Source organism: Mesorhizobium sp. B3-1-9, assembly GCF_006439595.1.
In the GTDB taxonomy this organism is placed as follows: domain Bacteria; phylum Pseudomonadota; class Alphaproteobacteria; order Rhizobiales; family Rhizobiaceae; genus Mesorhizobium.
Map to the genome: position 1 here is coordinate 232158 of NZ_VFTJ01000006.1, position 14840 is coordinate 246997.

At 63.5% G+C, this 14840-nt stretch carries 15 protein-coding genes; 8 read left to right on the plus strand and 7 right to left on the minus strand.

Annotation, left to right across the window (positions count from 1 at the left end; genetic code table 11):
* Positions 1-29 precede the first annotated feature (29 nt).
* From purL to FJW07_RS13740, 5 genes are all read left to right on the plus strand, one after another.
* The gene (gene purL / locus FJW07_RS13720; RefSeq protein ID WP_140856983.1) at positions 30-2261 is read left to right on the plus strand and encodes a phosphoribosylformylglycinamidine synthase subunit PurL; all 2232 of its coding nucleotides are present in this window, start codon (positions 30-32) and stop codon (positions 2259-2261) included.
* 24 nt (positions 2262-2285) lie between these two features.
* Positions 2286-2813, plus strand: coding sequence for a hypothetical protein (locus tag FJW07_RS13725; RefSeq protein ID WP_140783306.1), 528 nt, complete (start codon positions 2286-2288; stop codon positions 2811-2813).
* A gap of 100 nt (positions 2814-2913) precedes the next feature.
* Positions 2914-3147 (plus strand): BolA family transcriptional regulator, encoded by a 234-nt coding sequence (locus tag FJW07_RS13730; protein WP_140647507.1) that lies wholly within the window; start codon positions 2914-2916, stop codon positions 3145-3147.
* A 151-nt stretch (positions 3148-3298) separates the two neighbouring features.
* On the plus strand, positions 3299-3634 hold the full coding sequence (grxD, locus tag FJW07_RS13735) for a Grx4 family monothiol glutaredoxin (protein WP_059185116.1): 336 nt from the start codon (positions 3299-3301) through the stop codon (positions 3632-3634).
* Positions 3635-3792: 158 nt separating this feature from the next.
* A complete protein-coding gene (locus tag FJW07_RS13740; RefSeq protein WP_140650837.1) occupies positions 3793-5061 on the plus strand; it encodes a multidrug effflux MFS transporter in 1269 nt (422 codons plus the stop codon).
* A gap of 148 nt (positions 5062-5209) precedes the next feature.
* On the opposite strand, the gene FJW07_RS13745 is transcribed toward FJW07_RS13740, so the two are convergent.
* The 4 genes from FJW07_RS13745 to FJW07_RS13765 form a co-directional block, all read right to left on the minus strand.
* The gene (locus tag FJW07_RS13745; RefSeq protein ID WP_140783305.1) at positions 5210-6037 is read right to left on the minus strand and encodes an inositol monophosphatase family protein; all 828 of its coding nucleotides are present in this window, start codon (positions 6035-6037) and stop codon (positions 5210-5212) included.
* Complete coding sequence (gene ttcA, locus FJW07_RS13750; RefSeq protein ID WP_181181733.1) at positions 6027-6911, minus strand: tRNA 2-thiocytidine(32) synthetase TtcA; 885 nt, start codon at positions 6909-6911, stop codon at positions 6027-6029. The genes FJW07_RS13745 and ttcA overlap by 11 nt, the downstream gene beginning before the upstream one ends.
* 111 nt (positions 6912-7022) lie before the next feature.
* Entirely contained in the window at positions 7023-7640 is a 618-nt protein-coding gene (gene rpsD / locus FJW07_RS13755) for a 30S ribosomal protein S4 (protein ID WP_140627561.1), read from the minus strand.
* A 635-nt stretch (positions 7641-8275) separates the two neighbouring features.
* Positions 8276-8458, minus strand: coding sequence for a DUF3008 family protein (locus tag FJW07_RS13765; RefSeq protein ID WP_140647513.1), 183 nt, complete (start codon positions 8456-8458; stop codon positions 8276-8278).
* Positions 8459-8636: 178 nt separating this feature from the next.
* Between FJW07_RS13765 and FJW07_RS13770 the strand changes: the two genes are divergently transcribed.
* Entirely contained in the window at positions 8637-10019 is a 1383-nt protein-coding gene (locus FJW07_RS13770) for an RNB domain-containing ribonuclease (RefSeq protein ID WP_140856985.1), read from the plus strand.
* 152 nt (positions 10020-10171) lie between these two features.
* Here the strand turns inward: FJW07_RS13770 and murI are convergent, their stop codons facing one another.
* The 3 genes from murI to FJW07_RS13785 form a co-directional block, all read right to left on the minus strand.
* Positions 10172-10972, minus strand: a complete 801-nt coding sequence (gene murI / locus FJW07_RS13775) for a glutamate racemase (protein WP_140647515.1) — start codon at positions 10970-10972, stop codon at positions 10172-10174.
* Positions 10973-11148: 176 nt separating this feature from the next.
* A complete protein-coding gene (locus tag FJW07_RS13780) occupies positions 11149-11757 on the minus strand; it encodes a hypothetical protein (RefSeq protein WP_140710324.1) in 609 nt (202 codons plus the stop codon).
* An 81-nt stretch (positions 11758-11838) separates the two neighbouring features.
* Positions 11839-12687 carry an RNA methyltransferase gene (locus FJW07_RS13785; protein WP_140710322.1) on the minus strand — a complete coding sequence of 283 codons (849 nt, stop codon included), beginning with the start codon at positions 12685-12687 and terminating at the stop codon, positions 11839-11841.
* A 208-nt stretch (positions 12688-12895) separates the two neighbouring features.
* Here FJW07_RS13785 and FJW07_RS13790 point away from each other — a divergent pair, with 208 nt between their 5' ends.
* The gene (locus FJW07_RS13790) at positions 12896-14107 is read left to right on the plus strand and encodes an NADP-dependent isocitrate dehydrogenase (RefSeq protein ID WP_140647518.1); all 1212 of its coding nucleotides are present in this window, start codon (positions 12896-12898) and stop codon (positions 14105-14107) included.
* Positions 14108-14190: 83 nt separating this feature from the next.
* Positions 14191-14817, plus strand: coding sequence for a glutathione S-transferase family protein (locus FJW07_RS13795; protein ID WP_140856987.1), 627 nt, complete (start codon positions 14191-14193; stop codon positions 14815-14817).
* Positions 14818-14840: the final 23 nt, after the last annotated feature.

The window sequence follows — 14840 nt, forward strand, 5'->3', positions numbered from 1 at the left end:
CCCTCTTCCACGGACAAAAATCGCCGCTCATGACCATTTCCAATTCCGTGCCGATCACTCCCGAGCTCGTCGCCGCGCATGGGCTGAAGCCGGACGAATACCAGCGCATCCTCGATCTGGTCGGCCGCGAACCAAGCTTCACCGAGCTCGGCATCTTCTCTGCGATGTGGAACGAGCACTGCTCCTACAAATCCTCGAAGAAATGGCTGCGCACGCTGCCGACCAGCGGCCCGCGGGTCATCCAGGGTCCGGGCGAGAATGCCGGCGTGGTCGACATCGGCGACGGCGACTGCGTGGTCTTCAAGATGGAGAGCCACAACCACCCTTCCTACATCGAACCTTATCAGGGTGCGGCGACCGGCGTCGGCGGCATATTGCGCGACGTCTTCACCATGGGCGCCAGGCCGGTGGCGGCCATGAACGCGCTGCGCTTCGGCGCGCCAGATCATCCGAAAACCCGGCATCTCGTTGCCGGCGTGGTTTCGGGCGTCGGCGGCTACGGCAATTCCTTCGGCGTGCCGACCGTCGGCGGCGAGGTCAATTTCGATGCCCGCTACAACGGCAACATCCTGGTCAACGCCTTCGCGGCGGGCCTCGCCAAGACCAACGCCATCTTCCTGTCACAGGCCAAGGGCGTCGGCCTCCCGGTCGTCTATCTCGGCGCCAAGACCGGCCGCGACGGCGTCGGCGGCGCCACCATGGCCTCGGCCGAATTCGACGACAAGATCGAGGAGAAGCGTCCGACCGTGCAGGTCGGCGATCCCTTCACCGAAAAATGCCTGCTGGAAGCCTGCCTCGAGCTGATGGCGTCGGGCGCCGTCATCGCCATTCAGGACATGGGCGCGGCCGGCCTCACCTGCTCGGCGGTCGAGATGGGCGCCAAGGGCGACCTCGGCATCGAGCTCGATCTCGACAAGGTGCCGGTGCGCGAGGAGCGCATGAGCGCCTATGAGATGATGCTGTCGGAAAGCCAGGAGCGCATGCTGATGGTGCTGCGCCCCGAGAAGGAGGAAGAAGCCGAGGCGATCTTCCGCAAATGGGGGCTCGACTTCGCCATCGTCGGCAAGACCACCGACGATCTGCGTTTCCGCGTCATCCATCAGGGCGACGAGGTCGCCAACCTGCCGATCAAGGACCTGGGCGACCAGGCACCGGAATATGACCGCCCCTGGGTCGAGCCGAAGAAGCCGGCGCCGCTCGCCGCGAACGATGCGCCGAAGGCCGATGTCGCCGACGCGCTGCTGAAAATGCTGGGCGGGCCGGATCTCTCTTCGCGCCGCTGGGTGTGGGAGCAGTACGACACGCTGATCCAGGGCAATTCGCTGCAGCTTCCGGGCGGCGACGCCGGCGTCGTGCGCGTCGAGGGTCATCCGACCAAGGCGCTGGCCTTCTCCTCAGACGTCACGCCGCGCTACTGCGAGGCCGACCCGTACGAAGGCGGCAAGCAGGCCGTGGCCGAATGCTGGCGCAACCTGACCGCCACCGGCGCCCTGCCGCTTGCGGCCACCGACAACCTCAATTTCGGCAATCCGGAGCGGCCCGAGATCATGGGCCAGTTCGTCGGCGCGGTTAAGGGCATCGGCGATGCCTGCCGCGCTCTCGGTTTCCCGATCGTCTCCGGCAATGTCTCGCTCTACAACGAAACCAACGGCCGCGGCATCCTGCCGACACCGACCATCGGCGGCGTCGGGCTGATTGCCGACTGGTCGAAGATGGCGCGTATCGGTTTTGCCGCCGAAGGCCAGATGATCGTGCTGGTCGGCGCGCCCGCCACCTGGGGCAGCCATCTCGGCCAGTCCGTCTATATGCGTGACATCCACGGTCGAGGCGACGGCCCGCCGCCGCCGGTCGACCTCGATCATGAGAAGCGGGTTGGCGACCATGTGCGCGCGCTGATCGCGTCCGGCATCGTGACATCGGCGCACGACGTCTCCGACGGCGGCCTTGCGATAGCGCTCGCCGAAATGGCGATGGCCTCCGGCATTGGCGCCACCGTTCCGGGGCTTACCGGCACCGATCCGATCCCGGTCTGGTTCGGCGAGGACCAGGGGCGCTACCTGCTGACGCTGTCGATCGACCCGCAAAGCGGCGAATGGGACAGGATCCGCGAAGAGCAGGGCATGCTCGGCATCTTCGCGCCCTGGATCGGCACCACCGGCGGACGTGAATTGAAGCTCGGCGAGGCCCGACCGATCCCCGTCAGCGAGTTGACCGCCGCCCATGAGGGCTGGTTCCCGCGCTTCATGGATCAGGCCAGTTGACCGGGCTAGAAGCAATCCTTTTTTATGCGACATGATTTAACCGCCAGGGCGCTGATTGCAGTCGTCTTCTGGCCGTCCCTGTTCTTCTTCTGGTTTCTCGGGCCGTTCGTCCTGTTCCTGTTGTCGACGACCTCGAGTGAGGTCTGCCCGCGGCTGGAAACCCGCGCCGAGTTCCTTGCCGCGGCCAACGGCACGCTGCCGATGCTGGTATTGCAGACCCTGATCTACGCCGTTCCAGTCGTCTGCCTGGTGCTCTGGAACAGGCTTTCTCCGGAGCCGGCGCGGGCAAGGCACGTCGCGACCTGCATCAAGCTCTTCGCCGTCGCCGCGTTGATCGGGGCCATTTGGGACTATGGCTCGTCCTTGACCTGCGACGGCTATGGTCGGCCCTTCTTTTCAACCGCATGGCGGATTACGAGCTATCTTCCGATCGTCAGCCTGTTGATCAACCTCCCGCTCTACGTGCTGGTCTTCAGCCTCGGCCGCGCCTATTCGACGCGCGATGACATCACCGAAGACGGCGTGGTTCATTCGAGCCAGGATAACCCATAGGGCCTCATCACCCGACGGAACGGCTTCAATCCGGGCTGGAAAGGCTTTAGGCTCACCCGAGTCACATACACAGCCTGCCCGCTTGAAACAGGATTTTGCCATGGCAATGGATGCTCACGACATCGAAAAATTGATCAAGGAAGGCATTCCGGACGCCAAGGTGACGATCCGCGACCTGGCCGGCGACGGCGATCATTACGCGGCCGAGGTCGTGGCCGAGAGCTTCCGGGGCAAAAGCCGTGTGCAGCAGCATCAGATGGTCTACAACGCGCTGAAGGGCAATATGGGCGGCCTGCTGCACGCGCTGGCTCTGCAGACCAGCATTCCCGACTGAGCGCCGGCGCCGCTCAGGCTTAGCCCAAAATCGCGTTATCCCTTGCGCCATTGGGCCGGCGTCGCGGCTAACGTCTTGTTTCAGCCAACCTATGGGTTTATTTGAAGGACATGTTTCGAGCCTGACTCCCACAGGCGTGAAAGGACCGTCCATGACCGGCATTAACGACTACATCGACAATGAAGTGAAGAGCAACGACGTCGTGCTCTTCATGAAGGGCACGCCCGGCTTCCCGCAATGCGGCTTCTCCGGCCAGGTGGTGCAGATCCTCGATTACATCGGGGCCGACTACAAAGGCGTCAACGTGCTCGACTCGGCCGAATTGCGCCAGGGCATCAAGGACTATTCCAACTGGCCGACCATCCCGCAGCTCTATGTGAAGGGCGAATTCGTCGGCGGTTGCGACATCGTGCGCGAAATGTTCCAGGCCGGCGAGTTGCAGGACTTCCTCGTCGAAAAGGGCGTCAGCGTCAAAGGCGCCGCCTGATTCAATTTTGCTCGCCGGCGCGGAGGCTAACCCTCCGGCCGGCAAGCATCGCTCGGGGCCGCCCCCACCTCGGCAACATAACCCCCGGGTCTCGGGGATGAGACGAACCAGCGCGCCGGCCAGCCGGCGCCTGTTCGTTTGAAAGATCGGACTTTGCCGTGGACAAGCAGGTAGAAGCGTCGCAACGGGCAAGCAGCTTGCCCATTCCGCGCTGGGAATTCATCGCGCTCTGCGCCGCGCTCATGGCGCTCAACTCCTTGGCCATCGACATCATGTTGCCGGCGTTGCAGCAGATCGGCGCCTCGCTCGGCGTCGAGAGTGAGAACCACCGCCAATATGTCATCACCGCCTATATGCTCGGCTTCGGCGGCGGGCAGCTTTTGTTCGGGCCTATTTCGGATCGCTTCGGACGCCGAGCGCCACTGGTCCTTGGCCTGGTCGTCTATGTCGTGGCTGCGGCCGCGGCCGCCATAGCTCCCAGTTTCACCCTGTTGCTGACCTGGCGTCTCATACAGGGCATCGGCGCGGCCGCGACCCGCGTCATCGCCGTCTCGATCGTGCGCGACACGTTCGAAGGCCGGCGCATGGCCGAGGTGATGTCGCTGATCTTCATGGTGTTCATGGCCATCCCGGTCATCGCGCCCGGCATCGGCCAGTTCGTCATGCTGTTCGCCAGTTGGCACTGGATTTTCGTGACCATGGCTATCGGCGCGTTGATCGTTTCGACATGGGCTCTGCTGCGCCTGCCGGAGACGCTGCATCCGGAATATCGCCGACCGCTGACGGTAAGCTCCGTGGTCAGCGGCTTCCGCATCGTGCTCACCAACCGGCTCACGCTTTGCTACGCTTTCGCCAGCACGTTCATTTTCGCCGCCATGTTCGGCTTCATCAGTTCGGCGCAGCAGATCTACATCGACATCTTTCATGTCGGCGAATTGTTCCCGCTGATCTTTGCCGGCGTCGCCGGCGTGCTTGCCTTCTCCAACTATCTCAATTCGCGGTTGGTCGGACAGATTGGCATGCGCCGCCTGTCGCAAGGCGCGCTGCTCATCTTCCTGTGCATCAGCCTTGCCTGGTTGGTGGTCTCGCTGGAGATACAGATGCCGCTCTGGCTCTTCGTCACCTTCTTTGCCGGCGCGATGCTGCCATTCGGCGGACTGGGCGCGAATTTCAACGCTTTGGCCATGGAGCCGCTCGGCGAGCTCGCCGGCACGGCGGCATCCATCCTGGGCTTCATGCAGACCTTCCTCGGTGCCCTCATCGGCGCGGCGATCGGCCAGGCCTATAACGGCACGGTCACGCCTCTGGCCGCCGGCTTCTGCAGCGTCTCGGTCGCGGCTTTGCTGATGATCCTGATCGCCGAGCGAGGCAGGATGTTTCAGCCCCACAATCCCCCTGTTTCGGGACACGTCACCGATCTGCATTAATGCATGTCGCGCAAAAGTGCGCAGCGGTTTTGCGATAACGACATGCATGAAAACAAAGGTTTTAGAGCGCGTCGCCTGAATCCGCTTTAGCGCGACGCGCTTTAATTGCTATCCGGCCGGCAGATCGCCGGCCGAGCGCAGGATTACCCTACTCGGCCCAGAGCTCGCGGCGCAACTCGTCCCAGCTTTGCTTGTCCGGCGCGACCAGCAGGCCGCCGTCGACATGCGACGGCAGGTAGGCGGTGCCGTCGACGCGCGCGACATGGCCGCCGGCTTCCTGATGGATCAGCGCACCGGCGAGATGATCCCAGGGCATCAGCTTGTTGTAGAGCACGAAATGGGCGTGACCGCTGGCAAGCAGCCGATATTCATGCGCCGCGCAGCGATAGGCGAATTGCGACAGCGTCTTGGTCTGGTTGCGGGCAAGCCGCGAGCGTTCAGGCTCTTCGAGAAACTGCCAGGAAACGGCGCCCGTCATCTGCGACATGGGCACCGGTGCCGCGACGCGGACCTTCTCCAGCGCGCCATGCGCGTGGCGGATATGGCTGCCCGCGCCCTTGGCGCCGATCAGCCAGTCCTTGCCGACCGGATCGTGGATGATGCCGGCGACAGTCTCGCCGTTGACGACGACGCCGGCCATGACGCCGAACAGCGGCACGCCGGAAGCGAAGTTGAAGGTGCCGTCGACCGGATCGATGACGAAGGCCAGCGCGGCATCGCCAAGGCCAGATAGCAGCGCCGGGTTGTCGGAACAGGCCTCTTCACCGACCACCATGGCCTGGGGATAGCGTTCGAGCAGCCGGGCGGTGATCAGCCTCTCGGCATTGACGTCCGCCTCGGTCACGAGGTCGGCGGCGGACGTCTTCTGGCGCACGTCGCCCTCGCCCAGCCGGCGGAAGCGCGGCATGATTTCAGTCCTGGCGGCGTCGGCAAGAAGCTCGGCCAGCCAGTCAATCGAACGGTCGTCAAATTTCATCGGAAATGTCTCGTCCTGGATTCGCATCGAGCCCCGCGAAGTCGAATAGCTTCCTGTCCAGGAGATGCGAGAGCCTTACATTGGTCATGGCGCGGATCATCGTGTCCTTGCGGCCCGGCATGCGCTTCTCGATGTCGTCGAGCATCGCCTTCATGGCGTTGCGCTGCAGCCCTTCCTGGCTGCCGCAGAGGTCGCACGGAATGATCGGGAATTTCATCGCGTTGGCGAATTTCTCGAGGTCGGCCTCAGCACTATAGGCGAGCGGCCGCAGCACCAAGACGTCACCTTCGTCATTGAGGAGCTTGGGCGGCATGGCGGCGAGACGCCCGCCATGGAACAGGTTCATGAAGAAGGTTTCGAGTATGTCCTCGCGGTGATGGCCGAGCACCAGCGCCGAGCATCCCTCCTCGCGCGCGATGCGGTAGAGATGGCCGCGCCGTAGCCGCGAGCAGAGCGAGCAATAGGTGCTGCCCTCGGGCAACTTGTCGGTCACCACCGAATAGGTGTCCTGGTATTCGATGCGGTGGGCGATGCCGTTGGCGTTGAGATAATCGGGCAGGATGTGCTTCGGGAAATTCGGCTGGCCCTGGTCGAGATTGCAGGCGAGCAGTTCGACCGGCAGCAGGCCGCGCCATTTGAGATCGAGCAGCAGCGCGAGCAGGCCATAGGAATCCTTGCCGCCCGACAGCGCCACCAGCCAACGCTCGCCGGGTTTCACCATGGCGAAATCCTCGATCGCCTGGCGCGTCAGCCTCAACAGCCGCTTGCGCAGCTTGTTGAACTCGACCGAGGACGGCACGTCGGCAAACAGCGGATGGAAGCCGCCGTCGGTCTCGTCGCCGATCGGCTCGAGCGTTTTGACATCTGGCAGCATATTCATGGCGCCGGCCCTGCGTTCTGTTGGCGCCCGGCTTAGCGGACATAGCGGACAAAGAAAAGGCCGCCTCGAGAGGCGGCCTTGGATGCTGCGGCTGATTGATGTCGATCAGCGCGAGTAGAATTCGACGACCAGGTTCGGTTCCATCTGCACGGCGAACGGAACGTCCGACAGGCCGGGAACGCGAGCAAAGGTCGCGGTCATCTTGTTGTGGTCGGCTTCGATATAGTCCGGCACGTCGCGCTCGGCGAGACCAACCGATTCCAGCACGATCACGAGTTGCTTCGACTTCTCGCGCACCTCGATGACGTCGCCCGGCTTGCAGCGATACGAACCGATGTTGGTGCGCTTGCCGTTGACGTTGACATGGCCGTGGTTGACGAACTGACGGGCGGCGAAAATGGTCGGCACGAACTTGGCGCGGTAGACGACCGCGTCGAGACGCGACTCGAGCAGGCCGATCAGGTTCTCGGAGGTGTCGCCCTTGCGGCGGTTGGCCTCTTCATAGACCTTGCGGAACTGCTTTTCCGAAACGTCGCCATAGTGACCCTTCAGCTTCTGCTTGGCGCGCAGCTGCAGGCCGAAGTCGGAAAGCTTGCCCTTGCGGCGCTGGCCGTGCTGGCCGGGGCCGTATTCACGCTTGTTGACCGGGGACTTCGGGCGGCCCCAGATGTTTTCGCCGAGACGGCGGTCGATCTTGTATTTCGCGGATTCGCGCTTGCTCATCGCATTCCCTTTCAAAACAATATACCCGGAACCCCATGGCTCCGGGTGAAGGAAACGCGCCCTCCTCTGGCCTCCGTTTTCGAGACCTGACAGGGTTTTCCACGCAAAGCGACGGAAAACCCACGGGACACGTCAAAAGAAACCACCGGGCGTCGCCACCCGGTGTTGGTGGGGCTGTTAAACACAGATTTAACCGCTGTCAAGCTTACGGCTGGCCGCGCGGGTCGCAAGCCGATAACATTTCCCGCGTTGCGTGCGGTGCCGGTTGTGGCGAAGGCCACCGGCAGCAGAGCGGCGTAGCTTTCAAGGAGCCGCGCTGCTCTGCCATCTTAATGAAGGGACTGGAGCAGAGGAGCCCGAATTCCCATGAAAAAGTTCTTCCTTACCCTGACCGGGGCCGCTGTGCTGGCGGGGTCCATGGCTGTCATGACGCCGGAACCCGCCATGGCCAGGCATTGGAGTGGCCACAGGCAGGTATGCCGCGTCGTGGTGACGAAAAGAGTGGTCTGGCGCCACGGCCATCGCCACGTTGTCCGTTACAAGACGAAGCGCTGCTGGTGGCGATAGCGGGCAGCTGAGTCAACCTGAACAAGCCCGCGAGCGATACCGCGGGCTTCTTCATGTGATGCTGCGATCTATGACTTTTTGCCGGGCAGATCCTTGCGTTTGGTTTCGGCGAACTCTTCGAGTTGCTTCTCGCTCATCGATTCATACATTTCGCGCGAAGCGCCCCTGAGCTCGCTTTTCTTGATCTCGCCGCGCTTGGCGGAAAGTGCTGCCCCGGCGGCCTTTTGCTGTGCTTGTGATGTGGCAGGCATGGCGATTTCTCCGGTTTCTCCTTTGCTGTGAGAAGAAACGCCGCGCTGAAGCGGCAGTTCCAGCGGCAGCGGCTCGGCCCGTCGGTCTGCTTGGGGCCGGCCGTCGGGCGGGCGGGCGGCCTTGGCGGTTTCGCTGGCAAGCCTTCCCGTGTCGGGAACGCCAGTGTAGGACGGCTGCATGAAATCGCTGACCGATCCCTCACAAGCGCTCTCCACCGGCCTCGCCAAAATCCGCACCGAGTTCCATGTGCCGGATGGATTTCCGCCTGCTGTGGTTGCCGCGGCGGAAGCGGCGGCCAGGCGTGTGCCCGGGCAGCATGCCGATCGCACCGCGGTGCCCTTCGTAACACTCGATCCGGCAAGTTCCACCGATCTCGACCAGGCGTTCTCGATCGAGGCCAGCGGTGGCGATCTTCTCTTGCATTATGCCATTGCCGACGTCGCCTGGTTCGTCGAGGACGGCGACGCGATTGATATCGAAGCCTGGAACCGGGGCGAAACGCTCTATTTGCCGGACGGCAAGGCCGGGCTCTACCCGCCGGTGCTCGCCGAGGCTGCGGCCAGCCTGTTGCCCGATGGACCGCGCCCTTCGGTCATCTTCACGGTCCGGATCGCTGGCGACGGCGCGGTGAAATTGGACGGCGCGGAACGGGCCATTATCCAAAGCCGCGCGAAGCTCGCCTATGACAGCGTGCAGCCCTCGGACGTTCCAGCCGGCTTCGCGGAACTGGCGCGGCGCATGGCGGCAAACGAAGAGCGGCGCGGCGCCTCGCGCGTCGATCCGCCCGAGCAGGAGGTGGAGAAGCTCGCCGACGGCACGTTCCGGCTTTCGTTCAGGCCGCTGCTGCAATCCGAGCAGGACAATGCAGCACTTTCGCTGGCCGCCAATATGGCGATTGCCGACGCCATGCTGGCGCACAAGACCGGGTTGTTCCGGGTGATGTCGGGGCCGGACGCCTCCAAGGTGCAAAGACTGCGCAACGCGGCACAGGCGCTTGGGCTTTCCTGGCCCGCCTCCACCAGCCTGCGCGACTATCAGCGCACGCTCGATCCGGCCGATCCGAAACAGGCCGCGCTGATGCTGGAAATCCGCCGCGCAGGCAACGGTGCGTCCTACCAACCCTATCACGAGGGTGTCGTCCCCTGGCATGAGGCGATGGCTGCGACCTATGCGCATGCCACCGCGCCGCTCAGGCGGCTGGCCGACCGCTATGTCGTGCGCTGCACGCTGGCGATCGCCAACGGCCAGCCCGTGCCGCAGGCCGTCACCGACGCGTTCGCCAGATTGCCGAAGATGATGGGGCGTGCGGATGCCCGCGCTTCGCAGATCAACCATGCTGCCATCGACCTTGCCGAGGCGGTCATGCTCAAGGGACGCGAGGGCGAGACGTTCAAGGCCGTCGTCACCGACTTCGTCGATCATGGCGTGCGCGCGCAGCTTGCCGACATGCCCGTCGTCGCCAACGTGAAGGCCTCCGGGCTCAGGCAGGGCGACAATCTCAACCTGAAGCTGGTCTCGGCCGATCCGGATCAGCGCAGCATCGTCTTCGAGCCTGTTTAGCGGCTGGGTGAAGGCGCGTTGAGATTCAGGTCAGGCCGAGTCGAAAATGGCGGGTTCCGAGAACCGGAGCGGAGCGTACTTAAGGTACGTGAGCACCGGAAGCGCAGGAACCTGGCATTTGCAGGCCGGCCTCACCTGAATATCGACACGCCTTAGCGCGCGGTCAGTCCAAAGCCCTGGATGAGTCGCCTGGTGGCAAAATCCACCTTGCCGGAAGTGAAGACGGCGAGATCGGGCTCGCTCTCGCCCGATGTCTCTCCGACCGGTTCGATGAGCGACATGGCGCGCCGCGCGATCGCCTCGGCCGGATCGATCCAGTCGACCGGCCAGGGCGCGGTCTTGCGCATGCGGTTGGCGAGAAACGGATAATGCGTGCAGGCGAGCACGACGATGTCGGTGCGGTTGCCGTCGCGCTCGATGAAGCAGGGCGCGATTTCGGCGCGCACGGCCTCCTCGTCGACGAAACCTTGGCGCATGTAAATCTCGGCGAGCCCGGCCAGCCGGTCGCTGCCGACCAGGCGCACATGGCATTTCTGCGCCCATTTGCTGATCAGATCGCGCGTGTATTGGCGCTTCACCGTGCCGGGCGTCGCCAGCACCGATACCAGGCCGGAGCGGGTGCGTTCGGCGGCCGGCTTGATTGCCGGAACGGTGCCCACGAAAGGATGGCCGGGGAATTTGTCGCGCAGCGCATCGATCACCAGGGTCGAGGCGGTGTTGCAGGCAATGACCGAAATCGCCGGCTGAAGCCGATCGAGCAACTTGCGGAACAGCGTAAGTATGTGATCCTTGAGCGCCGGTTCCTCCCAGGCGCCATAAGGAAAAGCCGCGTCGTCGGCGACATAGACGAATCGGCGATCGGGCATCAGCACGCGCGCCTCGCGCAGCACGGTGAGCCCCCCAACGCCGGAATCGAACATCAGGATCGGGCGTTGGCTTGATCGATCGCTCATTGTCATCCGGCCATGAGAAGCGTCAGGCCCATGATTGGACCGACGGCGCTTCTATCGCGAATGATCGTGGTCTTGAAGAGGCGAATGCGAGCAGCTTTTGCGCAGGCGCCAGGGCATGGTGCCGAAAAGTGTGAAGCGGTTTTCGGACGACGTCATGCTCTATCTCTAAGACTTACTCAAATCCCGCGCTTGCCGAAGCCGGCGGGGCGCGGCCTGCCGAAAGGCTGCGGTGCCGGCGGGACGCGCGCGGCGGAAGCGGCGGCACGTGGGGCGGCCGGCACGCTGGCTGTTACGGTGCGTCCGGCACGCGCTGGTGCCGGCAGCGGACCGTCGAAGTCGAAAACATCGGTCAATTCATCGATATTGCTGCCCGCGACGGGCTTCGCCCACAGGATCGTGCACCAGAGGCCGAACACCGAAAGTCCAAGCAGGTTCAGCCCGCCTGGAATGCTCTCGGGATCGCCGAATTTGACGACCAGCAGCACGCCTGCCTGCAAAAGCGCGTAGACGGCGGAAAGGGCGATGTAGGCCCACAGGATCCATCGGCGCCCGTTGGCATCGCGGGTGCGGCGCGAGGCGATGTTGCCGCGCAGCGCGACAAAGACGAGGGAGGCGATGAGGACGGCGCCCGCCATGCCCTGCCGCGCCGGACCAGGCCCCGAATTGATCAGCCCTTCGAAGCCGATCGTGCTGACAATGCAGATAAGGATCACCACAGTCTCGGCCACGGCGAGGCCGAGAGAGTAAAGGAAAAAGCGCAGTCGACCAATATTGGACGAAAACATGTGCCACCCCCACTATTGCGGTCAGGATGGCGTATAACCGAATAAAATTCGGTTACTTCAAATGCTCACAGCTTACCGATTTTAACTTTCTTCGTCTTTGGCGCGACTGCGTGCACCGGCCGGCAATCGTCTCGGATCGTCCCCGGGCGAGCCGTCGCCGCGCGGCATGGCCGGCGAGAACCGGTCGAGCGACGAGATGATGCCGCGCAGCACCTTCAGTTCCGGCTCGGCAAAGCCCGCGCGAGTCAACACGGCGCGCAGATTGTCGACCATCTTCGGCTTCTTTTCTTCCGGGCGGAAGTAGCCTCGCGCTTCCAGCGCGTTTTCCAGATAGGCGAACAGGCTGTGCAACTGCTCCTTGGTCGCCGGCACAAGCTCCGGTCCGGAGAAGTTGGTCCGGGTCTCGTCGGCGAGGCCGGACTTCATCCATTCATAGGACATCAGCAGCACCGCCTGGGCGATGTTGAGCGAGGAAAAGCCGGGATCGACCGGGAAGGTGACGATCTCGTCGGCGAGCCCGACCTCGTCATTATAGAGGCCGAAGCGCTCGCGGCCGAACAGGATGCCGGTACGCTCGCCCACCTCGACACGTGCTCTCAGCGCCCTGCCCGCTTCCACGGGACCGCGCACCGGCTTGAAGCCGTCGCGCTCGCGCGCCGTCGTGGCGAAGACGAAGTTCAGGTCGGCGACCGCCGAGGCCAGATCGTCGAAAACCCTGGTGGCGTCGATGACGTGGTCGGCCCGGCTGGCGGCCGCGCGCGCCTTCTCGCTCGGCCAGCCGTCACGCGGGTTGACCAGCCTGAGCTCGGATAGGCCGAAATTTGCCATTGCGCGGGCGACCATGCCGATATTCTCGCCGAGCTGCGGCTCGACCAGGATGATGGCCGGTCCGGCGGAAGCGGTCTTGGCTGTATTTTCGATGGCTGGCATAGCTGTGGGTAACCGGGGTTTGCGGCGTTTCGGCGTCCCCTGCCACATCCGGACCGGAAAATGAAGCATTCACGACAGCGGCACCCGTCCGCTCCGGCGCGGATCGCGGTTTGCGCGCTGAAAAAGCCTTTGATATACGCTCCGCATCCCCGGCCGAAACCATGCGGGCAAGGCCGTTCAGATCCCCCAGCAACGAGGCATTCTTTCCATGGCGAAGATCAAGGTGGCGAACCCGGTCGTCGAACTCGACGGCGACGAGATGACCCGCATCATCTGGCAGTTCATCAAGGACAAGCTGATCCACCCCTATCTCGACCTGAAGCTTGAATATTACGACCTCGGCATCGAGAACCGCGACGCCACCAATGATCAGGTGACGATCGACTCGGCCAACGCCATCAAGAAATACGGCGTCGGCGTGAAATGCGCGACGATCACTCCCGACGAGGCGCGCGTCGAGGAATTCAAGCTGAAGAAGATGTGGAAGTCGCCCAACGGCACCATCCGCAACATCCTCGGCGGCACCATCTTCCGCGAGCCGATCATCATGAAGAACGTGCCGCGCCTGGTGCCGGGCTGGACCAAGCCGATCGTCGTCGGCCGTCATGCCTTCGGCGACCAGTACCGCGCCACCGACTTCCGCTTCCCCGGCAAGGGCAAGCTGACGATCAAGTTCGTCGGCGAAGACGGCCAGGTGATCGAGCATGACGTCTATGACGCGCCGGGCGCCGGCGTGGCCATGGCCATGTACAATCTCGACGAGTCGATCCGCGAGTTCGCCCGCGCCTCGCTGAACTATGGCCTGCTGCGCAACTTCCCGGTGTATCTCTCGACCAAGAACACCATCCTCAAGGCCTATGACGGCCGCTTCAAGGACATCTTCCAGGAAGTCTACGAGAAGGAGTTCGAGGCCGAATTCAAGGCGCGGAAACTCTGGTACGAGCACCGCCTGATCGACGACATGGTCGCCTCCAGCCTGAAATGGTCGGGCGGCTATGTCTGGGCCTGCAAGAACTATGACGGCGACGTGCAATCCGACACCGTGGCGCAAGGCTTCGGCTCGCTCGGCCTGATGACCTCGGTGCTGATGACGCCGGACGGCAAGACGGTGGAAGCGGAAGCCGCGCACGGCACCGTGACGCGCCACTACCGCCAGCACCAGAAGGGCGAGGAAACCTCGACCAATTCGATCGCCTCGATCTTCGCCTGGACGCGCGGCCTGGCGCACCGCGCCAAGCTCGACGACAACGCCGCGCTGAAGCGCTTCGCCGAGACGCTGGAAAAGGTCTGCATCCAGACCGTCGAGTCTGGCTTCATGACCAAGGACCTGTCGCTGCTGATCGGCCCCGACCAGCCTTGGCTCTCGACCACCGGCTTCCTCGACAAGATCGACGAGAATTTGCAGAAGGCGATGGGGTAGCCCAACCTTACGGCACACAGAAGGCTCCGCGAGGAGCCTTCGCTTTTTTGGACACTGCGACGGGCAAAATTGAGAGCTGATCGATGGCCAAGCCAACTCTCTACGGCGCCGACTACAGCGTCTATGTGCGCATCGCGCGAATGGCGCTGGAGGAGAAAGGCATCGGCTACGAGTTGGTGCCGCTCGACATCTTCGCCGCCGAGGGCATTCCGGTCTGGTATCTGGAGCATCATCCCTTCGGCCGCATCCCGGCCTTCGAGCATGACGGTTTTCACCTGTTCGAGACCGGCGCAATCGCGCGCTATGTCGATGAAGCCTTCGATGGTCCCGCGCTGCAGCCGGCCGACGTGCGCGGCCGCGCCAGGATGGGCCAGATCATCGGCATGCTCGACGCCTATGGTTATCGCGCGATGGTCTGGGACGTTGCCGTCGAACGGCTGGAAAAGACGCCGGCGAATGAGGCACTGATTGCCAGCGGGCTGAGCCAGGCTGAGACGGTGCTCAAGGTTCTGACCTCGCTGAAGGCTAAGGGCCCGTGGCTGCTCGGGGACCAGTTGACGTTGGCGGACCTGCATGCGGCCCCGATCATCGCCTATTTCCTCAAGGTCGCGGAAGGACGCGATCTGCTGGCGCGCTTTGCGGATATCCGGGATTGGTATGCCCGAATAGCCGGACGGCCGAGCTTTACGCGGACGGAAAAGGTCGCGTAACTCGCTCAGCCTCGGCGCCGCCC